This is a genomic window from Algibacter sp. Ld11 (genome assembly GCF_045066735.1).
GTDB lineage: Bacteria > Bacteroidota > Bacteroidia > Flavobacteriales > Flavobacteriaceae > Algibacter.
In genome coordinates, this window is sequence record NZ_JBISHH010000024.1 from 367,624 (window position 1) to 387,825 (window position 20,202).

Annotated in this window: 19 protein-coding genes; 12 read left to right on the top strand and 7 right to left on the bottom strand. The window is 31.2% G+C overall.

All coding sequences use genetic code 11. The features are described from left to right. Positions 1 to 2 precede the first annotated feature (2 nt). Positions 3 to 464, top strand: coding sequence for a putative signal transducing protein (locus ACJJV4_RS11955; protein ID WP_405294709.1), 462 nt, complete (start codon positions 3 to 5; stop codon positions 462 to 464). On the opposite strand, the gene ACJJV4_RS11960 is transcribed toward ACJJV4_RS11955, so the two are convergent. Beyond that, positions 428 to 1,936, bottom strand: coding sequence for a PLP-dependent aminotransferase family protein (locus ACJJV4_RS11960; RefSeq protein ID WP_405294711.1), 1,509 nt, complete (start codon positions 1,934 to 1,936; stop codon positions 428 to 430). The genes ACJJV4_RS11955 and ACJJV4_RS11960 overlap by 37 nt on opposite strands. Positions 1,937 to 2,007: 71 nt before the next feature. Between ACJJV4_RS11960 and ACJJV4_RS11965 the strand changes: the two genes are divergently transcribed. The 3 genes from ACJJV4_RS11965 to ACJJV4_RS11975 all read left to right on the top strand — a co-directional run bounded on the left by ACJJV4_RS11965 (position 2,008) and on the right by ACJJV4_RS11975 (position 5,679). Further along, positions 2,008 to 3,828 (top strand): TonB-dependent receptor plug domain-containing protein, encoded by a 1,821-nt coding sequence (locus ACJJV4_RS11965; RefSeq protein ID WP_405294713.1) that lies wholly within the window; start codon positions 2,008 to 2,010, stop codon positions 3,826 to 3,828. A 38-nt stretch (positions 3,829 to 3,866) separates the two neighbouring features. Next, the gene (bioB, locus tag ACJJV4_RS11970; protein ID WP_405294715.1) at positions 3,867 to 4,961 is read left to right on the top strand and encodes a biotin synthase BioB; all 1,095 of its coding nucleotides are present in this window, start codon (positions 3,867 to 3,869) and stop codon (positions 4,959 to 4,961) included. Between the two features lie 268 nt (positions 4,962 to 5,229). After that, entirely contained in the window at positions 5,230 to 5,679 is a 450-nt protein-coding gene (locus ACJJV4_RS11975) for a DUF3157 family protein (protein ID WP_405294717.1), read from the top strand. A gap of 478 nt (positions 5,680 to 6,157) precedes the next feature. Here the strand turns inward: ACJJV4_RS11975 and ACJJV4_RS11980 are convergent, their stop codons facing one another. From ACJJV4_RS11980 to ACJJV4_RS12005, 6 genes are all read right to left on the bottom strand, one after another. After that, positions 6,158 to 7,174, bottom strand: a complete 1,017-nt coding sequence (locus ACJJV4_RS11980; protein ID WP_405294719.1) for a TQO small subunit DoxD — start codon at positions 7,172 to 7,174, stop codon at positions 6,158 to 6,160. Between the two features lie 6 nt (positions 7,175 to 7,180). After that, the gene (locus tag ACJJV4_RS11985) at positions 7,181 to 7,603 is read right to left on the bottom strand and encodes a sulfur reduction protein DsrE (protein ID WP_405294721.1); all 423 of its coding nucleotides are present in this window, start codon (positions 7,601 to 7,603) and stop codon (positions 7,181 to 7,183) included. After that, positions 7,600 to 8,010: a DoxX family protein gene (locus tag ACJJV4_RS11990; protein ID WP_405294723.1), complete on the bottom strand. Its 411-nt coding sequence runs from the start codon at positions 8,008 to 8,010 to the stop codon at positions 7,600 to 7,602. The genes ACJJV4_RS11985 and ACJJV4_RS11990 overlap by 4 nt, the downstream gene beginning before the upstream one ends. Before the next feature lie 73 nt (positions 8,011 to 8,083). Beyond that, positions 8,084 to 8,434, bottom strand: coding sequence for a hypothetical protein (locus ACJJV4_RS11995; protein WP_405294725.1), 351 nt, complete (start codon positions 8,432 to 8,434; stop codon positions 8,084 to 8,086). Positions 8,435 to 8,580: 146 nt separating this feature from the next. After that, a complete protein-coding gene (locus ACJJV4_RS12000) occupies positions 8,581 to 9,375 on the bottom strand; it encodes a hypothetical protein (RefSeq protein WP_405294727.1) in 795 nt (264 codons plus the stop codon). Between the two features lie 86 nt (positions 9,376 to 9,461). After that, complete coding sequence (locus ACJJV4_RS12005) at positions 9,462 to 10,151, bottom strand: hypothetical protein (protein WP_405294729.1); 690 nt, start codon at positions 10,149 to 10,151, stop codon at positions 9,462 to 9,464. Positions 10,152 to 10,704: 553 nt separating this feature from the next. Between ACJJV4_RS12005 and ACJJV4_RS12010 the strand changes: the two genes are divergently transcribed. The 8 genes from ACJJV4_RS12010 (at position 10,705) to ACJJV4_RS12045 (ending at position 20,192) form a co-directional block, all read left to right on the top strand. Then, positions 10,705 to 11,979, top strand: a complete 1,275-nt coding sequence (locus tag ACJJV4_RS12010) for a tyrosine-type recombinase/integrase (protein WP_405294731.1) — start codon at positions 10,705 to 10,707, stop codon at positions 11,977 to 11,979. Further along, positions 11,979 to 13,058 (top strand): hypothetical protein, encoded by a 1,080-nt coding sequence (locus ACJJV4_RS12015; protein WP_405294733.1) that lies wholly within the window; start codon positions 11,979 to 11,981, stop codon positions 13,056 to 13,058. Before ACJJV4_RS12010 ends, ACJJV4_RS12015 begins: the two co-directional genes overlap by 1 nt. Positions 13,059 to 13,313: 255 nt before the next feature. After that, positions 13,314 to 13,448: a hypothetical protein gene (locus tag ACJJV4_RS12020; RefSeq protein ID WP_405295405.1), complete on the top strand. Its 135-nt coding sequence runs from the start codon at positions 13,314 to 13,316 to the stop codon at positions 13,446 to 13,448. Between the two features lie 68 nt (positions 13,449 to 13,516). Then, complete coding sequence (locus tag ACJJV4_RS12025; RefSeq protein ID WP_405294735.1) at positions 13,517 to 14,737, top strand: VapE domain-containing protein; 1,221 nt, start codon at positions 13,517 to 13,519, stop codon at positions 14,735 to 14,737. Between the two features lie 189 nt (positions 14,738 to 14,926). Further along, a complete protein-coding gene (locus tag ACJJV4_RS12030; protein ID WP_405294737.1) occupies positions 14,927 to 15,265 on the top strand; it encodes a hypothetical protein in 339 nt (112 codons plus the stop codon). A 471-nt stretch (positions 15,266 to 15,736) separates the two neighbouring features. Next, complete coding sequence (locus tag ACJJV4_RS12035) at positions 15,737 to 15,991, top strand: hypothetical protein (RefSeq protein ID WP_405294739.1); 255 nt, start codon at positions 15,737 to 15,739, stop codon at positions 15,989 to 15,991. Between the two features lie 11 nt (positions 15,992 to 16,002). Continuing rightward, a complete protein-coding gene (locus tag ACJJV4_RS12040; protein ID WP_405294741.1) occupies positions 16,003 to 17,136 on the top strand; it encodes a hypothetical protein in 1,134 nt (377 codons plus the stop codon). Between the two features lie 197 nt (positions 17,137 to 17,333). Next, a complete protein-coding gene (locus ACJJV4_RS12045) occupies positions 17,334 to 20,192 on the top strand; it encodes a DEAD/DEAH box helicase family protein (RefSeq protein ID WP_405294743.1) in 2,859 nt (952 codons plus the stop codon). The last annotated feature ends 10 nt before the right edge of the window (positions 20,193 to 20,202 follow it).

Genomic DNA, 20,202 nt, shown 5'->3' on the forward strand with positions numbered 1-20,202 from the left:
ACATGAGCGATACCTTTAAAACCATTGCACGATTTCAGTATTCTACAGAAGCACAAATAATAAAAGGGCGCTTGGAAGCGGACGGAATTCAGGTGTTTTTGTCGGATAATGTTACTATAGATACAGATCCGCTTATAAGTAATGCTATTGGAGGTGTGAAATTAAAAGTACTGGCTTCTCAGGCTTTGAAGGCGCAGCATATTTTAGAATCAATAAATAAATATTCCCTCGATGATCATGGCAATGTGCTTAGTTGCCCGAATTGTAAGAGTGAAAAAATTGAGTTGTTTTCTACAATTAAGGATCTTAAATCTTTTTTCGCTTTTCTAATGTCTTTTTTGATTTCTACTTTGCCAATTTACACAAAGCATAAATACAGATGTGAAGATTGTAAAACAGAGTTTAATTTAAAAGAAGTATCCTCTATTTATCCTTTAACGGAACCCAAAGAAACAATATCATAAGCCTTTTTTAAACTTTTAATTACAGACTCTATTTCATCTTCGTTTAGCTGTCCAAAACCAAATCGAATAGCGCAAGTGTCTCTATCTTGGTAAAGTATTGTTTTTGGAATAAATAAATCATGAAGTTTTGCTTCTTCAGTAAGTTTTATTAGCGAAATTTTATGTTTAAACTCGAGCCATATAGCTAAACCACCCGATGGTTTCTCCCAAGTAATTCTATCTTTAAAATATGTTGTTAAGTGCTGGCATAAGCAATCTCGTCTTTGCTTATAAACTAAAATGTTTTTTTTAATAAGGCGATATATTTCTCCTTCGTGTATTAATTCGGCAAGTATTTGTTCTTGTATTAGGTCGCCTTGTTTATCTAATAGCTGTAAATAGTTTTTTGCTTCAGAAATTAAACTTTCGGGAGCAACAACAAATCCTGTTTGAAAACTAGGAAACAAAGACTGCCCTAATTTTCCTAAATAAACAACTACACCATTAGCATCGGCACTAGCCATGGGTAGCATAGCCGATCCATTATATTGAAAATCGTAGTCGTAATCATCTTCTATAATAGCAAATTGGTATGTTTTTGCTAGTTCTAATAATTTTAAGCGTCGTTCAGCACTAAGTGTTGCCGTAGTTGGGTAGTGTCTATGTGCACAAACATAAACACAGCGGATGCTTCCTTTTATAAAATGCGTTCTTATGTAATCTACATCTAAGCCGTTTTTATCTACAGGAATTGTCTTTATTGCGGCTCCAGCTTGCTGAAAAATCATGTTTGCGGCATAGTTGCTTAAATGTCCAACCACAACCACATCGTTTGGTTTTACTAAAAGTTGCGAAACAATATAAAGACTCATTTCTGTACTTCGAGTACTTATTAGGTTGTTTGGTTTTATATGAAACCCTCTTGTAACGTTTAAGTAATTACAGAGTTCTGTTTCGAATTTTGAGTAAGATGGAGAGTTGGCTGTGTTCCATTTTGAAATTAATGATTTTCGTTTCATGGCTGCACTATACCATCTAGAAAATTCGTGTACGGGATGTAACCTTAAATCAGGATTACCATCGTTTAAACTGTATTTAGCATTGTTGGTTTGCATTGTAGATGCTAAATTAAAGGAGGGTTGAAATGGAAATCCTGTGGTTTTAGAATATTCGTAAACCTGATCTATGGCGTGGGCGGTTGCTTTTATGCTTGCTGTGGTTTGCTCTGGGACTAAAATAAACGTACCCTTGTTAGGTATTATTTCTACCCACCCTTGAGATGCTAACTCATCGTAAACAGCTACAACGGTATTCCTGTGAATTTTTAAAACTTGACTTAAAACTCGTGTTCCGGGTAAGGTTCCTCCTACGGATAAGTAGCCGCGCTGAATGGCATTTATTATTTGTTGAGCAATTTGTATATATACGGGCTGCGATATGTTTTTATCGAAATGTATTAATTGCTTTAGAAGATTACTAACCGGACTATTCATTGTTTTAAAACTGGACTAGGTTACTCGTCCGGAAAGTTACGACTTTTGCAACGTTATAAACAAATCATTTTATGAAGACTACATTCGCTTTAACGACTTTTATTTTATGCACCTTTTTAGGGTATGCGCAAATAGAGCAACAAAAACAAAACTTAGATACTATTGTTGTAGCATCAACACGAATAGACCTTCCGTTTAAAGAAAACTCAAGAACTATTAATATTATTTCATCTGTAGATATTAAAAATAGTGCAGCAAACAATATTGCAGATTTATTACAACAAGTGGCAGGTGTTGATATAAGACGTCGAGGTACGGCTGGAAGTCAGGCCGATTTATATATTAGAGGGGGAAGTTTCGATCAAACTCTTTTGCTTATAGATGGTGTTAAAATGAATGATGTACAAACAGGACATCACACCATGAATGCCGCATTGCCAATTGAAGTTATTGAGCGTATTGAAATTATTAAAGGTCCTGCGGCACGCGTGTTTGGCCAAAACGCTTTTAATGGCGCTATAAATATTGTTACTAAAAAAGAATTAAACAATACAGTTTCTGTTAAGGCAGAAACAGGGTCTTTCGGGCAGTTAAATGCTGGAATTACTATTGGTGCAGATTTAGAGAATTCATCGCATATTGTGCATGTGGATAAAATGTCTTCGGCTGGTTATCGACATAATACGGATTATGATAATAGTAATTATTTTATAAAAAGTATTTTTAATAAAAACAAAAAAGCTATTGAAATGGTAGCAACGTTCCAAGAACGTAAGTTTGGTGCAAACGGTTTTTATGCTCGAGAAAGCGCTACGGAACAGTATGAGGAAACCCAAAATAGTTTAATTGCTTTTTCTACCCAGTTTAAAACTGAAAATCTAACTATAAAACCACGTGTTTATTGGAAAAGAAACCAAGATGAATATGTGTATCTACGCAACGATCCAACAGTTTATAGAAATTTACATATCTCTAATAAAATAGGGGCAGAAGTTAACGGCTCTTACAGATCGAAAGCTGGTATTACAGGTTTTGGAATCGATATCTCTGAAGACTTTATTACGAGTAATAATTTAGGAGATCGTGATAGATTTATGACCACACTATTTTTAGAACACAAGTTTAAAGCCTTAGATAGTAAATTAGATATTACTCCTGGAGTTGCGGTTACATATTTTTCTGATTTTGATTTTTATGCCTTTCCTGGTGTAGATGTTGGCTATAAGATAAGTGATGCTTTTAAAGCCTATGGAAATATTGGTTATACTTATAGAATACCGACTTATACCGATTTGTATTATAATGACCCAAGTACTACAGGGAATCCAGATTTGGAAGTAGAAGAAGCTTTTGCTCAAGAAATTGGAATTAAATATTTTTCACCAAGATTTTCTGGTTCTGTAGCGGTTTATAATAGAGATGCACAAAACTTAATCGATTTTGTTCGTTTAAATACTACCGAAACGAGTTACGTAGCAACAAATATTACAGAAGTTAATACCAAAGGTTTGGAGGTTGATGCGGCTTATAATTTTAGGTTAAACACCTTTAACCAAACACTTGCTATTGGTTATAATTTTTTAGAAGATGATATTTTAAATCAAAACAAAGAATTATCGCGATACTCGCTAAATACATTAAAGCACCATTTTACAACACGTTTAAGCACACAGTTGTTTAAAAATGTAAGTCAGAATATTATTTATAAACACGCCAAACGTACTACTGGAGATTCTTATAATGTTTGGGATGCATCGCTAGTTATTAGTGCCAAACAGTTAGAGTTTACCATTACAGCGAGTAATATATTTGATGCCGATTATATTGAAGCTGGTTTTGTACCAATGCCACCAAGTAATCTATTATTTGGTTTACGTTATAATCTAAAATAATTAAAAATTTTACTTATTGAGCATGCTATTTGGAGACTATGAATGAGTTAAAACACAATTGGACCAAAGAAGAAATTCTAAACGTTTATAATAAACCATTAATGGAATTGCTTTACGAAGCGGCAACGGTTCATCGTTTAAATCATGACCCCAATACGGTTCAGGTAAGTACATTACTTTCTATAAAAACAGGAGGTTGCAGTGAAGATTGTGGCTATTGTCCGCAAGCAGCACGATATCATACCAATGTTGAAGGGAACGATTTAATGTCTGTGTCCCAAGTAAAGGCACAAGCGTTACGTGCTAAAGCAAGCGGAAGTTCTCGTGTTTGCATGGGAGCAGCATGGCGAAACGTCAAAGATGGTGAAGAATTTGATGCCGTTTTAGAAATGGTGCGTATAATTAATAAACTCGACATGGAGGTTTGCTGTACTTTAGGCATGATTACCGAAAACCAAGCGCAGCGTTTGGCAGAAGCAGGTTTGTATGCTTATAATCACAATTTAGATTCTTCTGAGGAATATTATAAAGAAGTAATATCTACCCGTGGTTACCAAGATCGTTTAGATACTATTGATAATGTGCGAAAAACAAATGTAACGGTTTGTAGTGGCGGTATTATTGGTATGGGCGAAAATATTGAAGATAGAGCCGGTATGCTTGTTGCGCTTTCTACCTTAAATCCGCAACCAGAATCTACACCAATTAATGCGCTTGTTGCTGTAGAAGGCACACCGCTTGAAGATGAGAAACCAGTTTCTATTTGGGATATGGTTAGAATGGTAGCAACCACCAGAATTGTTATGCCAGAAACCCAAGTGCGTTTAAGTGCAGGTAGAACGCAAATGAGTAGAGAAGGACAAACTATGTGCTTTTTTGCTGGCGCAAACTCTATTTTTGCTGGCGATAAATTATTAACCACGCCAAACCCTGATGTTAATGAAGACCTAAAAATGTTTGAATTATTAGGATTGAATCCGCAAAAATCTTTCACTAAAAAAGCGCAACCACAAACGGTTGAGGCTAATGATTCTGAATTTAAATCTTTAGGTGAGAAACCAAAATGGACACGCCCAGACCATAAAATTGATCGTAACGAATTGGCTAAGAAAAAAGCAAAATTGATTAAATAGCGCTCTTTTTTAGAGGATAAATTTTGTAAAGAAAGTCTGTTGATAGCAAGTTAAAAGGTGTTGTTGGCGGACTTTTTTGCGTTAGGGATTGCAGTGGTAGCTTTTGGCGAGGCGCGCATCGAGCCAAAACTTTTAACGTAAAGCCCGACCCTTTTCGGGTAACGCCCAATTGTAAAAAATGCTTAGTTTTTAAATGGATGTTATTGTTTCTGGCTTATCGTTTTTAAATCTGTATTTTTGAATTATTATAATTACAATATTTTTTATTATGAAATTTACTTTATCTGTTTTATTACTGCTTATAACCGCTGTTACTTTCGCTCAAAAAGGTGAAATTATTAAAACAGAAGATGGACGTCGTGTTTTTCTTAAGAGCGATTTTACTTGGGAATATGTGGATGCTTTAGATACAGAATCGCAAACAGCCATAACTGAATCTCTTAAACCAGCAGATGGAAATGTATGTAGCCTACAGGCAGACTATACAGAGCCTAAATTGGATAGTAAAATTCAGTCGAAATTAAAGCGTGGTCATTCTACAATTGAATATGTAAAAAAGAAAGTGGCTAAAGACCAAAATTGCACGGTTGAGGATGTGTTGTTGCTCTCTTTTTCTGAACAAAAGGCAAAAGCAGTTTATCATTTTTGCGCTAATGGTACTAAGGTAACTTACAAACGTTTAGGAAATTCTATTATAAAAGGGTCTAAGCTTTTTTAGTTTCCGCTAGCTTCAATTCTTTATAGTAGGTTTTTATTTTTGCGTGGCAGTTCTGTCTACTAACATTTTAGTTGCTTCAAAACCTGTTCCACTTGTAGTGCCGGTAATAACATCTGTTTTTCCATTTAAATTCTTCATTGTATTGGGTGTCTAACTTTTTTTCACCAAATTGGTTTGTATCCATTGTGTCCATTTTTTAGTAATTAAAATAATTAAGACAAAGGTAGGGTGAGAGCAGAACCGTGTTTTTATACAGAATTTTGGTTGTTGTATACTTTTTGGTCACGGTTTTTGCAAGTTTGAACTTTATAATCTCATGGATTAAAGTTTGTTGAGGTGTGACGGCTTATAGGGGAGATTCACTTCTTCTTTCAGTGTTGAATGCTAAATTTTGTATTTAACAAGCTTTATTAATAAAAAAAGGACGTTTGAATTTCTTCCAAACGCCCTGAGTTTTTTTAGATGAGGTTAACTTTTGTTATTTTTTAATTTTATGTTCCCAATAAGCGCCACTAATGTCTGTAATTTTAAGTGTATATACTCCTTTTGGTAAACTTGATAAAGTTGCATTTTTTAAGTTTAGCTTAGCTTTTGCTCCTAAAGGCACAATTAAGCTATGTTTTCCTGGTTTTATTTTAGCAACATAATAGTTAGAGATACTCTTTTTGTGCAAGTTTGCTAAATCTTCTTGGGTATATTCCAAAATTGAATTATTTTGATTGTTATATAAATTTATACCTATTACCCAGGCCCCGTAAACATCTACACCTTCTGTTCTAAAAACATCAAAAGTAAGGGTGTTGTTTTGTATTTCTCCATTTGTAATTTCAAGTTTTGGCTTAACTGATTTGTTATGAAGTGTTCCCCAAACGCCACCATGAAATACTTGATTAGTTGTTAGTGTTATGCCAAAAATAAATAGTGAACCAATTAATACTACTTTAGGAAACAAGCTGTTTTTAATTGGTAAAAGTCCTGAGCCAAACCATTTAAACCATTTCTTTTTGGTAAAAGCAAAATTGCGCTTTATTAAATAATTATCTAGAGAATATTTTCCGCTACCTGTTAAGAATATTATAAAGCCTGTAGCTATACCGAGTACACCAATTTGCCATTCATCTAAGCAGGTTGTGCCTATCCAGCCCGAACCAAGAAGAATACCCATAGCTAAGCCAAATACGCCAACACTCATAATTCGAGTAAACAATCCAAACAGGATAAATAAACCAACAATACCTTCAATAATGGTAAATATTACCATATTTATCCAAAGTATGTCTGGGTTTTCAACTAAGTATTGTATAATTGGTTTTATACCTAAAGCATTAGGTAAAAAAGCATTAAATTTTTCGCCAATATATCCAGCTACTTCAGGGTCTAGTTTGTCGACTAATACGGTTCTTCTCCAAAATGCAGAGAAATAAGTCCAACCTACAACCAATCTCAGTGCTAGCGCTAAAAGTCCTGCATCATTTTTTATATTTATAGTTTTCATAGTTTATTATATTGTAAGTGTTATAAAACCTTTTTTTGCAAGTTGAAAACCGTATAAAATACCATTTGGTGTTATTTCAATGTGGCTAGGCAATGTTTCCGGATTTATATTAAATTTTGAAAGTGAAATTCCACAGGCAAACACTCTTATGTTTTGTTTTTTTGCTTTCTCAAGTAGCTTATTAAAATCTAGATTATCGACAATATCTTTAACTGTTTTACCACAGATAATTACATAGAATACACCATGTTTTTTACCATCTTCTTTCTCTAATTCATTTGCCGTTAACAAAACAGGTTTAAGTTGTTGTATGTTTTTTGAAAGTACTAAATAATTATTCTTATTGGACTTAATATCTTGGGCTTCTAATTGTGATGATCCAAATAGTAAAAGGAACATTGTTATTATAAATAAGATTGAATTTTTCATTGTTTTTGAATTTGTAAGTTTGAATTGATGCTAAAAAAAAGAAGCCCTCCAAGGATGGCTACATTTTTAAAAAGTGGGCCTAAAGTTGTTATTTGCCCAACTTGTATAGTTAGTGTGATAGGAATTAAAACGGCTATTAGTACTATTGAAGCTATTTGTGTTTTAAAGCCAAGAAGTAATGAAAACCCCATAATTAGCATGACTATTCCTGATAGAATTACGGCTGTTTCTGGTGTACCTAGAATACCGCCAACAAAACCCATTGAGGAGTTTTCTATTCTGCTCACCGTTTTTTCGGTATTAAAAAAATGATTAATGCTTGCTATTATAAAAATTAGGCTAAGCAAAATGCGAAGTATAACCACAGATTTGTAGCTAACTTCAAGTGTTTTTTCTTGAAATTTCATTCCAGATATTTGTAATAGATTAATAAGTAGCAGATATAATAACTGCTTTAAGTTTTCTTATTTAGAAAATCAATTACGCATAGATCTTGAGGTTCTGATATAAAATATACAGAGGAACACCTGAAACTTGCTGGTTTCCGGATGTATTAAAATTAAATGAAGATTTAAGTAGACGGGTAGTAAAATCAAAACGAGTAGTTTCTGGGATTAGAAAGCCAGATTGCTGTAAAGTTTGTTTTGAGGTAGTATGTAAAGCTTCAGAAAGTTCAAAAGTTTGGCAATTGGATTGGGAAACTGTAGATTGACTTTTATTTAAAACTTTGGTTTGAGGAATGCCGAATTCAGTTTGAATAACATTTCTAACCTTACAAGGAGAAAGCAATAGCAGTAGCACAAGTCCAAAAATGGACAAGGTTGAATTCATTTTATTTATTTTGCAATTCTCTTTCACTTGGGTAAAAGTAGATAATTTTTTTCTAGAATTATGTTATTTTTTTCTTAATGAAAATAGAACAACTAACATTGGTTAGGCTGAAAATAGCAGTTTTATATATTGTGTTGTGCTTAGTTTTAACTTTTCTTATATACTCTATATTCATTTATAATATCAATTATATTTTCCTTTTCTTCTAATTTATTCAAGGGAATTAATAGGTTGAATATCTGATATTTAGGATTAGCGGTTCCGGTTGATCTTCTAATTTGAAAAGTAATACATTCGCTTTTATTATAGAGGTTGCTGTAGCAAATGTCTAGCCATCCATCATTATTATGATATGAAATAAGGTAAGTATTATTTATTAAAATTCCAGGTTGAGCTATTTTGACTTCGGGGAGATGTACATAATTCCCCATATCAGAATTTACTCCTTTGATTTTTTTAAAGAAAAAGTATTTTATCAATAATAAGCTGAGTAATATGATTATGTTTATTGGAATTAAATTTAGTCGTGATTCCTTTTCAAAAACAACATTAACAATAATTATAATAATACAGAGTATGAATATATAAATGTAATAAGTTTTACGTTTTTCTAAATAACTTTTTTTAGTGAAATCATCCCATTCATTTTTTGTGTATTTAAAATGAGCAAGTAATTTATAATCATCAAATTTTTGAATGATTTTGTTTTTTAATTCTTTATCACTTTTTATGCCTTTTTCAAGTACCTGCCAGAGAATTAAAAAACCAGAGATTATTAATGTTAGATATAAAACCCAAAGATTATCATTTTTTTGCATTTTATCATTGTAATCTATCCATAGGATTAAAGCAAAAATGACCAAGCCAACTGACAAGAATAAACCTATAAACATATAAAAGGCACTAAAAATTATTGTAGAATTAGTTTCTTTTATTTTCATTAAGCACAATTTTTATGCAATAAAAAAGTGCTAACTCTTGATTTAATATTAAAATAAGCCTTGTTTTTATACGGTGTTGGCAATAGTTATGACTTCACGATTTTCATATTATATTTCGTAAAATAATCAAGAATAAATTGTACTTTATCTTTATCAGAATTTTTCATTTCTCTGTAAAGTTGCTTTCCTAGTATTTTGGGGAATTGTTTAAAATCTGATTTAGATTCTATTATATACAATCCATCCAAATATTGAAAGTATAATGTTTTGGATTCAATAAATTGATCTTTTTCTAGATTCATATGCGACGGCCACTCCACACATTTTTCTTGAGATAAGTCTTTGATTTTTAGATAAATATAATTATGTAAATATAAATTTAGTTTCCCTTTTTTAAGTTCATTTTCTGAATTTTCAATTAAAACAGTCATAAAAGCATTTCTTTTCACCGCACGACTAAATGTTTTTCTTTTAAAGGGTAAGGATTTTAAAGTTAAAGTTTTTCCTTCTGAATTTTTCATTAATAAATATGTGTAATCATCAGGGTTTATTGTTCTTTTATCTCCGTTTTCTGTTAAATAAACAAAACCTCTTTGTATTGTTTCAATCGGCAATATTTCACCATATATTAGTGTTGTATCACTCTTTTTATTTACCAAATAATAATTTATTGGTCTTTTAATATTTGAATTCAGCTTATCTATACCTTGAAGAGCTTGAGAATAACTTAAAAATATAAATCCTATTGAAATAGCAAAGAATAATTTAGTTTTCATAAGTTTTATTAAAATTGGTTTAAATTACGAATTCAAATAAATAAACCCCAAAAATCATTCCAATTAATTAATAATTAGGATTCTTGGATTCAGTTTTTATTATTGCCAACAACTATACATAATCAATACTAACTATAAAATTAGATAAAGACCATTGTCTATACATCCTCAAATTTAAAGAATATATTGTGATAACTGTTTTTTAAATTTTTTTTATTCTCAAGAAGAATTACCAATACTATAGAAGTTAGTAGCAATTGTTACAACAAAAGGTGTCGTAAATTATATAATCTACTTTAGAAATTTTATTGAAACTTGTAACTATTTTAAATTAATAACCCTTTAAAAACAGGTGTTTTTAAAGGGTTATTAGTACTCAAGGCGGGAATCAATTTAGTTAATTTTATAAAACCTAATATATTAGTAAAAAATGGTTATCTCCTTTGTTTTTAATGGTTCTCACTGTTTTTTTTTATTAAAAAATTAAGATAGATTAACCTATATTCATTAAAATTAATTATTTTTCGGCAAAATGTCGGCAAAAATAATTGATATGAATTTGAAATATTTTATAATTCGAGGTAAAAATAAATATCATAGTTTGTATGTGCGGTTTTGGGATAGTAAAAGATTAGATCAAAAAGCAAAAACTGGAATAAGTGTTCTATATGATGATTGGTCAGAAAAAAAACAGCAGATAAAAATAAGGGTTGCTAATAATAACGCTGACTATTTAAATAGTCAATTGAGGGAATTGGAGAGTTTTATTGTAAATAAGTATAATTACGATAATACTATTAATCAGGTTAACTCTAAAAAATGGTTAAAAGAATCAGTTGCTCAGTTTTTTGGAAGAGTAAATGACGTCGAGGAATATAAGGTTTATTTTGTGCCATGGGTAACTAAATTTGTAGAGGAGGCTCCAAATAGGTTGCATAATGGCAAGCCGATTAAGCTTCGGTCTGTTAAAAATTATAAAACTGCACTAAATAAGCTTAGGGATTTTGAGGTATATCAGAAAAAAAGGTATCGTTTTGAAGATGTTGACCTAAATTTTCATCAAAATTTTGTTAATTATTGTCGAAACATTGAAAAGCTTAATAATAACTCGATAGGTAATATTATATCTCGTATCAAGACGTTCTGCAGGGAGATTGAATTTGATGGGTATACTATAAACCCTCAGTATAAAAGCAAAAAATTTAATGCTCCGAAAAACGAAACTTTTGATACTTATTTAAATGAGGAAGAGATAGATAAGATTTTCAATCATGATTTTAGTGATTCTGAAAGGCTTGATAATACACGCGATTTGTTTGTTATTGGTCTTCGGACTGGGTTAAGAGTCTCTGATTTTTTAAGGATAAAAAAAGAAAATATTTTAGGAAGTGTTATAAATATCACTACTTTAAAAACTGAGCAAAACCTTACTATTCCTATTCACCCCCAACTCCAACAAACACTTGATAAAAGAAATGGCAATTTTCCTAGTGTAATTTCAGATCAAAAGTTCAATAAATACATTAAGGAAGTATGTAAAAAAGTTGGAATTGATGCCCTTACTTATGGTTCAGGGATTAAGGAAGGAGAAAAAAAGAAGGTACTCGATGTTTTCCCGAAACATGAATTGATAACCAGCCATTGTTGTCGGAGAAGCTTTTCTAGCAACCTTTTTGCTAGTGGAATTGATATATCTGTAATTATGAAAGCGACAGGGCATAAAACGGAAGCACAGTTTATTAAGTATATCAAATTATCTCAGGACGAGCACGTTAAAAAATTAAGGGATTATTGGGATAATCAAAAAATTAAAAAGGTTAAATCTTAATGAAAAAGCTTAATAAAATAAATGGTGTTGAATTAAAATTCTTCGACCGGATAGGTTTGGATAATTATTATGATAAATCACTAGTAGAAAAAATTAATTTATTACTAGTTAATGGGGTTTTTAATGTTTCTGAAAAGGACTGGAAAGATTTTAATTTAATCGTTAAATCACGAATTAATGATCCTTTTTATGGGGAATCTTCTGATGATAAAATAATTGCTAATTTGCCTTATCTAAGGGTTAACCCATCCATTGCGAGTGAGATTGAATTGATAGTTAGTAGCAGTTTTAGTATAAGTGTTTTTGAGTATGAATTAAAAGAAGAATATGAGGGTAGGTTGTTAGCAAGTATTAATATTAAGCATAAAGAAAAAATCATTCATGAGATTTTATTAGAGATTTCTGGTTTATTACAAGATGAATTAAAATGGGGGCTTTCTATTTTTCAAGATGCAAATGAGAACTTTGATAGGGTTGAGTTACTTAAAAAAGTAGACTTTTATTATAATGATCTTCTTGGGTGTGTAGATTTTTACGGTGATAATGAAATGTCTGAACAGTTACATGAGGAATTTGTCAATTTTAAGATTGATTGCATTTGTCATGTTGTTCCGGGAGGCCCTGATTTTTCAAATCCGTTGTTATATCTCACGGCCAGCGACTTTTGTTATATAAATCGATTACTGAATACTCTTGAGTTTTTTAAAAATAAATTAAGAAAAATAAATCACAACCAAGTGGTTGTAGGAGATTCTAACTATTGTATTGAAAAGGTTATTAATAAAGAGAATAGGTTTCCTTTGGTTTTCAAAGATGCTTATTCATGTGAGCTTTTCATGTATACATTGAGTTTTGTTTTGGATCCAAAACCTATTGTTTTTTCATATTTTTTTGAAATATTTATAATGCGTAAGTATTTTAAAAAGAATATAAAACATTCTCATTATTTAGCTTTTGTTAATAAGGTTTATGGGATGAGTGAGGTTAGGATACGTAAAGAATTATCGAACAAAATAATAGATTTATATAACTGTCAATTAATAAATAGAGAAGCGGAATTTAAGCTTAAGTGCCATTAAAATCAGGAGATTTAAGTTTTTTTTCATCTAGAAATGACAAAATTATGACATAAAAATAGATTAATAATTATCAGTTTTACCACGGAAACAAAGTTAAAAACTAAAAACATGGTAAAACAAATTCTTCAAATTGAAAACACACAATCTTCTGAATTCATTCCAAAAATTCTAACAGGTTTTGAGAATATACTTAAGGAGTATAGTAAATCTGCAAACGACTCTGAAATATTGCTTACGAGAGAGGAAACTGCTGAGATGTTATCAATATCACTTGTGACTTTATGGAAATATACGAAAGACGATGTTGTTCCGGCATTTCGAATCGGATCTAAAGTTAGGTACAAGAAAAGCGACATTTTACTTGCTTTAAAAAAGATGAATAAATTCTAAAAAGTAAAGAACCCCATTACATCGCCAAAATGTATTGGGGCTAAAGTTTTTATATCAAAAAATAATATATGCAAGATACAAAAAAGTCCATTAACTCTAATGGTAAAAAAGGAGGTGTGCCTCAAAACGACGAAAATAACAAAAAAGGAAAAGAGCTTACAACTGTTTTTCATAAGGTTGAAGATTATATTTCAAAGCGGTATAAGCTTAGATTTAATACTTTGGCATTAGATGTAGAATGGACTCCCATTTCTAAAAAAGAATGGATTTCATGTAATGATAATTCACTTTGGGTTGAGATCCAAAAAAAAGGAATCAAAATAGGTCAAAGTGCTCTTAGGGCTGTACTTAAAAGTGATTTTGTGCCAAGACACAATCCTTTACAATATTATTTTTCAGGTTTGCCGGAATGGGATAAGAGTACTGATTTTATTACAGAATATGCGCAATATGTAAAATTAGTACCCTATGAGAATCATGAGCAATATTTATATCATTTTAAGAAATGGTGTGTAAGGGCCGTTAAGTGTGCTTTAAAAGAAGGATATTTTAATAAGCAGGCCTTTGTGCTAACAGATGATGGAAAAGGTCAAAATATTGGCAAATCAACTTGGTGCCGAAATTTGTGTCCACCTGCTTTAAGTAAATACATCGCAGAGGATATAAGTAATAATGATAAAGACACAAGGATTTTAATTTGTAAAAATTTTCTAATAAATATGGATGAGCTCGCTGCGTTGTCTAAAAAGGAAATTAATCAACTCAAATCTTTATTCTCAAAGGATCAAATAAATGATAGGCTTCCATACGATTCTAAAAATTCAATAATTCCGAGAGTGGCTTCGTTTATTGGTTCTACAAATATGTCAACATTTTTACATGATGAAACAGGTAGTGTTAGGTGGTTGTGCTTTGTGATAGAAAATATAGACTGGGCTTATAAAAATCAGTTTAATGTTGATATGCTTTGGTCTCAGGCTTATGCTCTTTCAAACGATAAAGATTTTGTAGCAGAATTATCTCGGGAAGATCTTATTGAGAATGAATTAAGGAATGATAAGTTTCAGTTTTTATCTGCTGAAAAAGAAACTCTAAATACTTATTTGAATCCAAGTAACTCAATTGATGGAGTTCACTTATCATCTACTCAAATTACAACTTATTTAAAGTCTCATTCTGGGCTCAATTTAAACAATATCATGGTTGGTAAAGCATTAAAGGCTTCTGGATTTGAGCGAGTAAAGGTTAAAAATGTTCATGGATATTATATTAATTACAAGAGTGTATAATTAGTTATTCAAGTTGCCTTTTATGAAGTTGAAGTAGCATTTATATGTTGTTTAGCAGGGCAACTTGATTTTATAAAACACTATACAATCTATAGTTTATTTGTTATTTAGGCAAGATAAGGCAACTTAAAAACCTTAAAGGTTTTAGTGTTAAATATCTGTCTGTTAGTTTGTTAAATTAAAGTCAGGATGAAATTAGAAAAAAAACAATTGTACAAATCGAGAATATTAAGAGAGGCTTGGGATGGTACTTTAAATTTAATCACTTTAGATTCTTCTATTGAGGTGGTTTTTATTAATATTATTTTTAAGCCTGAAGGTGATTTTGTACCCGTATATTGTGAAAAGTATTTAAAAGAATTAAGTGATGAATATGCTGTGAAGTCGGCAATTAGTGCAGCTTTGTTATTTACTAAGGTAAACTATAAAAAAAATAATTATTTAAGCTCATTACAAGTAACATTGAGAAAGAAAAGAAACACCGATAGGTGTGGAAAGATAAATTCAATAAACTTAAACGATTGGTAGATTCTATTTGTTTTGCTAACAGTATAAGTGATACTTATGAAGGATGTCGTTAAACTGCAAAACACCACACAATTTACCTAGGGCTTACTACCAAAACACTACATAACACCACAAAACACCACACAATTTACCTAGGGCTTACTACCAAAACACTACATAACACCACAAAACACCACACAATTTACCTAGGGCTTACTACCAAAACACTACATAACACCACAAAACACCACACAATTTACCTAGGGCTTACTACCAAAACACTACAAAACACCACACAGTTTGCCGGGAAACTCACTGCGCAGTCAAAAATTCATTTTTGGTAGCTTTTTTATGTTAATTTTTTTTTTTGCTGAATACAATACAATACGGGTTAACAAAAATTAACAAAAAAAAATTAATTCTATTGATATCCTTATTATTATAAATTGTAATTTTGGCTTATACAATTATTAAAAAGTTCTATTTTAATTTATGAAATCATCTAATTTTATTAAAGATTTATTTTCTTTGACGGTAGTCATAGTTGCTATTGGATTAGTATTTGATTTATTAGATAGTGTTTTTTCTAAAGATGATGGAGTTATTAATAGGGATTCCGCTAGTATTTTATCTAATTCTACAGATAAGAAAAAAATTTTAGATGCGGCTAATAATTCAATAGAGAATAAAGGTGAGGTTCAAAAGGTGATATTATCTAATAATAAAACTGTTGAAATTAGCGCATAAGGTTTTTGTTTATGGAAATCCCAAGCGTTGATTTTACTTTTATATATTTATTTTTATTTTTTGCAATTCCGGGATTAGTTTTTCGAAAACTGTATTATCAAGGAGAGTTTTCTAAACAGTTCATTTCAAAAAACTGGGCTTATACCCTAACAACTTCCTTTTTGTTAGGGATTATTATTCAATTTATTTCATTTTATAGTGTTAAAGGCTTTTTTCAAGTTTTTGGGATGCCTGAGAATGATGAGTATTATATTAAGTTATCAGATTTTGATAATATTAAGAATACTCTTCAGGGCTTAAGCTTGTATGAATTTAATGTTTATGATAAAAGAATTTTAATAATAGCTTGCTATGCCATAATAACTTGCTTGATATCTTTTCTTTGTGCATTAATAAGTTGGCATTTTGTAAGAAGGTTGAAATTAGATAGAAAATTTAAGCTTCTTCGATTTGGAAATATATGGAACTATTACTTACGTGGTGAAATAATTGATTTCAAAGATTTTGTAACTATAAGAGAAAATAAAAAAGTCCTTTTTACACTTGTTGATATAGTTATGTCTGATGGTTTTAGTAGAAATAAATTATTTTCTGGGATTCTAACGCAATATACCATTGATCCTAATAATAATTTAGAAACAATAACATTAACCGACGCTTTTCTATGGAAAAAAGACAAGGATAGTAATAGTCCAACTTTTGACAGAAATATAAAAACAGAAGTTAAGGGTCATTGTCTGATTTTAGACGTAAAGAAATCTATAGATTTAAATCTTACGTATGTTTATGGAAATAGTTATACTAACTCTATTAGAAATCGACTAATTAAAATTGTTCTTTTAACTGTTATTATACTGTATTTGTTATTTTTAATTTTAATAATTGCATCCTCCAACCCTCTTTTTATAATCGATTCTAGTATTTTTTATACAATTTTATTAAAGCTTTTTCTAACAGTTTTGTTAACTTTAGTTTTTACGATTGTGTCGAGTATAACTACATATATACAATCATATAACGAATGGAATGATAGTGAAAGATCTAAAACAAAAAAAGGGATACTTATTATTTTTATCTCTACAGTTGTTTTTATGCTTTTTTATAGATTAATACGATATGGAGATGTCGTTTTATGGAGTTTGTAGCAAACCCGTCCCCACCTCCTGAAAAAACTCATTAGGTCGAACAAAAGCGCAATAAATATTATCTATAGCATAAGATGAAAATTGTTATGCTTTCTTTTTGAAATTTTTTAATGTTTTTTTTCAGAATACAACTATTAAAATGTCGTAAAAAAATGTAATTTGCTTAACTACAATTAAACGACGACCCTTTTTTCAAAATGACGAATCATATTAACCAAAACCCAGAACAAATCGCTCGTAATAAAATAGACGAAATGCTACGAGAAGCTGGATGGTTAGTTCAGTCAAAAAATAAAGTTGATTTGTCTGCAAATAAAGGAATTGCAGTACGCGAATACCAAACTGATGTTGGACCTGCTGACTATGTTCTGTTTGTAAACCGAAAACCAGTCGGAATTATAGAAGCAAAACGTGAGAACGAAGGACACAGACTTACAGTTGTAGAGGAACAATCTTCAAACTACGCAAATGCAAAACTAAAATACTTAAATAATGACCCTTTGCCTTTCGTTTATGAAAGCACAGGAACTATAACAAGATTTACGGATTATCGAGACCCAAAACCTAGAGGTAGAAATGTTTTTAGTTTTCACAAACCTGAAACAATTGCAGAATGGCTAAAAAAAGGAAAAAGTATTCGAGAAAGACTTTTATCAATTCCTGCACTAGATGAAACAGGACTTCGTCCTGCTCAAATTGTAGCAGTTAATAATCTAGAACATTCTTTTAAAAAAAACAGACCCAAAGCCTTAATTCAAATGGCAACGGGTGCTGGAAAGACCTTTACAGCAACTACTTTTGTATATCGTTTGCTAAAACATGCAGATGCAAAACGTATTTTATTTCTGGTTGATACTAAAAACCTTGGAGAACAGGCAGAACAGGAGTTTATGACCTTTCAGCCCAATGACGATAACCGAAAATTTACAGAATTGTATAATGTGCAACGATTATCATCAAGTTATATAGCCTCGGATAGTCAAGTTTGTATTTCAACAATTCAACGCCTCTATTCTATTTTAAAAGGTGAAGAACTAGACGAAAGTGCTGAAATAGAAAATCCAAACGAAAATTCTTGGCTTCAAAACAAAATGTCTAAAAACAAAGCTGTTCCGGTAGAGTACACACCAAAAGTACCCATTGAACAATTTGATTTTATAGTCATTGACGAAGCTCACCGTTCTATTTACAATTTATGGAAACAAGTATTAGATTATTTTGATGCCTTCCTTATTGGTTTAACGGCAACGCCAGATAAAAGAACTTTCGGTTTTTTTGAAGAAAACGTTGTTAGTCAATATACTTATGAAGAATCGGTAACGGACGGTGTTAACGTGCCTTATGATGTGTATACTATTGAAACTGAAATTTCGCAAAATGGAGAAACTATTAAAGCAGGTTGGTTTGTTGATAGAAGAGATAAACTAACACGTAAAAAACGATGGCAACAAGAAGATGAAGATACCGAGTATAAACGCAACGATTTAGATAAAAAAGTTGTCAATCCTAGTCAAATTAGAAACATTATTCGAGAATATAAAAAGGCTTTAAAAACAACTATTTACCCAAATCGTATTGATGAAAATGGAGAGTATGAAGTACCAAAAACCTTAGTGTTTGCAAAAACCGATAGTCACGCAGATGATATAATTAAAATCATTCGAAAAGAATTTGATGAAGGCAATGACTTTTGCAAAAAGGTAACTTACAAAGTAAAGAAAGATAAAAAAGACAAAGACGGTAACGTTATTGAAAAAGGTGAAGACCCAAAATCAATATTAAACCGTTTTAGAAATTCATACTACCCAAGAATTGCAGTTACCGTAGATATGATTGCAACAGGAACAGATGTAAAACCTTTAGAGGTTTTATTGTTTATGCGAGATGTAAAAAGCATCAACTATTTTGAGCAAATGAAAGGTCGTGGAACACGAACCATCAATAGTGATTCTTTACAATTAGTCTCTAAAACAGCGAAGACAAAAACGCATTTCGTAATTGTAGATGCAGTTGGTGCAACAAAATCTAAAAAAACAGACAGCAGACCTTTAGAACGTAAACCTTCTGTTCCAATGAAAGATTTATTGGGAGCAGTAACAATGGGAGTTGCAGACGAAGATTTGTTTTTGTCTTTAGCAAACCGATTAATCCGTTTAGAGAAACAAATTACTTCAACCGAAAAAGATAGATTATTGGAATTTTCTGGTGGTAAAAACTTAAAACAAATTACCAAAGAATTAATTACAGCTTTTGACCAAGACGAAATTGAAACGAAAGCAAAAATAGAGATTGACAAAATTCCTGTGCAAGACCAAACACCTGCTTTAATCGAAGATGCAAAAAAGAATGCTCAAGAGCAATTGATTTTAGAGGCAAGTAAAACATTTAACGGAGAGTTAAATGGTTATTTAGATAATGTTCGTAAACAACACGAACAAATTATTGATAGCGTAAATATAGATACGGTTACCAAAAGCGAATGGGAAACTACTTCTGCAGATAAAGCGACCGAAATTGTAAAAGATTTTTCGGAATATTTAGAAGCCAACAAAGACGAAATTAAGGCTTTGAGTATTTTTTACAATCAACCTTACAACCGAAGAGACATCACCTTTAAAATGATAAAAGATGTGATGGAAAAATTACAACTTGAAAAACCATTATTAGCACCAGATTACGTTTGGGATGCCTATGTCACCCTGAGCGCAGTCGAAGGGTCTCAAAAACCAAAAGACGAATTAACCGCTTTGGTATCTTTAATTAGAAGAGCTTGTGGAATAGACAGCGAATTAAAAGCCTATGACAGCACAATTGAAGCCAATTTTAACAAATGGATTTTTAAACAGCATACAGGACAACACAACCGATTCTCACAAGAACAGTTAGATTGGTTGCGAATGATAAAAGACCACGTTGTAAGCAGCTACCACATAGAAATAGACGATTTAGATTATACACCTTTTGATGCCAAAGGCGGAAAAGGAAAAATGCATCAATTATTTGGTAACCAAATGAATGAAATTATTAGCGAAATCAATGAAGTATTAGCGGCATAAAACATTTAAG

What these genes read in the sequence shown, in the direction of transcription:
- ACJJV4_RS12000 (WP_405294727.1), bottom strand. Translation starts at nt 9,375, where the DNA reads ATGAAAATAAAAGAAACTAATTCTACAATAATTTTTAGTGCCTTTTAT.
- ACJJV4_RS12005 (WP_405294729.1), bottom strand. Translation starts at nt 10,151, where the DNA reads ATGAAAACTAAATTATTCTTTGCTATTTCAATAGGATTTATATTTTTA.
- ACJJV4_RS12040 (WP_405294741.1), top strand. Translation starts at nt 16,003, where the DNA reads ATGGAAATCCCAAGCGTTGATTTTACTTTTATATATTTATTTTTATTT.
- ACJJV4_RS11955 (WP_405294709.1), top strand. Translation starts at nt 3, where the DNA reads ATGAGCGATACCTTTAAAACCATTGCACGATTTCAGTATTCTACAGAA.
- ACJJV4_RS12020 (WP_405295405.1), top strand. Translation starts at nt 13,314, where the DNA reads ATGTTATCAATATCACTTGTGACTTTATGGAAATATACGAAAGACGAT.
- ACJJV4_RS12035 (WP_405294739.1), top strand. Translation starts at nt 15,737, where the DNA reads ATGAAATCATCTAATTTTATTAAAGATTTATTTTCTTTGACGGTAGTC.
- ACJJV4_RS11990 (WP_405294723.1), bottom strand. Translation starts at nt 8,010, where the DNA reads ATGAAATTTCAAGAAAAAACACTTGAAGTTAGCTACAAATCTGTGGTT.
- ACJJV4_RS12015 (WP_405294733.1), top strand. Translation starts at nt 11,979, where the DNA reads ATGAAAAAGCTTAATAAAATAAATGGTGTTGAATTAAAATTCTTCGAC.
- ACJJV4_RS11995 (WP_405294725.1), bottom strand. Translation starts at nt 8,434, where the DNA reads ATGAATTCAACCTTGTCCATTTTTGGACTTGTGCTACTGCTATTGCTT.
- ACJJV4_RS12025 (WP_405294735.1), top strand. Translation starts at nt 13,517, where the DNA reads ATGCAAGATACAAAAAAGTCCATTAACTCTAATGGTAAAAAAGGAGGT.
- ACJJV4_RS11960 (WP_405294711.1), bottom strand. Translation starts at nt 1,936, where the DNA reads ATGAATAGTCCGGTTAGTAATCTTCTAAAGCAATTAATACATTTCGAT.
- bioB (WP_405294715.1), top strand. Translation starts at nt 3,867, where the DNA reads ATGAATGAGTTAAAACACAATTGGACCAAAGAAGAAATTCTAAACGTT.
- ACJJV4_RS12045 (WP_405294743.1), top strand. Translation starts at nt 17,334, where the DNA reads ATGACGAATCATATTAACCAAAACCCAGAACAAATCGCTCGTAATAAA.
- ACJJV4_RS11975 (WP_405294717.1), top strand. Translation starts at nt 5,230, where the DNA reads ATGAAATTTACTTTATCTGTTTTATTACTGCTTATAACCGCTGTTACT.
- ACJJV4_RS12010 (WP_405294731.1), top strand. Translation starts at nt 10,705, where the DNA reads ATGAATTTGAAATATTTTATAATTCGAGGTAAAAATAAATATCATAGT.
- ACJJV4_RS11965 (WP_405294713.1), top strand. Translation starts at nt 2,008, where the DNA reads ATGAAGACTACATTCGCTTTAACGACTTTTATTTTATGCACCTTTTTA.
- ACJJV4_RS12030 (WP_405294737.1), top strand. Translation starts at nt 14,927, where the DNA reads ATGAAATTAGAAAAAAAACAATTGTACAAATCGAGAATATTAAGAGAG.
- ACJJV4_RS11980 (WP_405294719.1), bottom strand. Translation starts at nt 7,174, where the DNA reads ATGAAAACTATAAATATAAAAAATGATGCAGGACTTTTAGCGCTAGCA.
- ACJJV4_RS11985 (WP_405294721.1), bottom strand. Translation starts at nt 7,603, where the DNA reads ATGAAAAATTCAATCTTATTTATAATAACAATGTTCCTTTTACTATTT.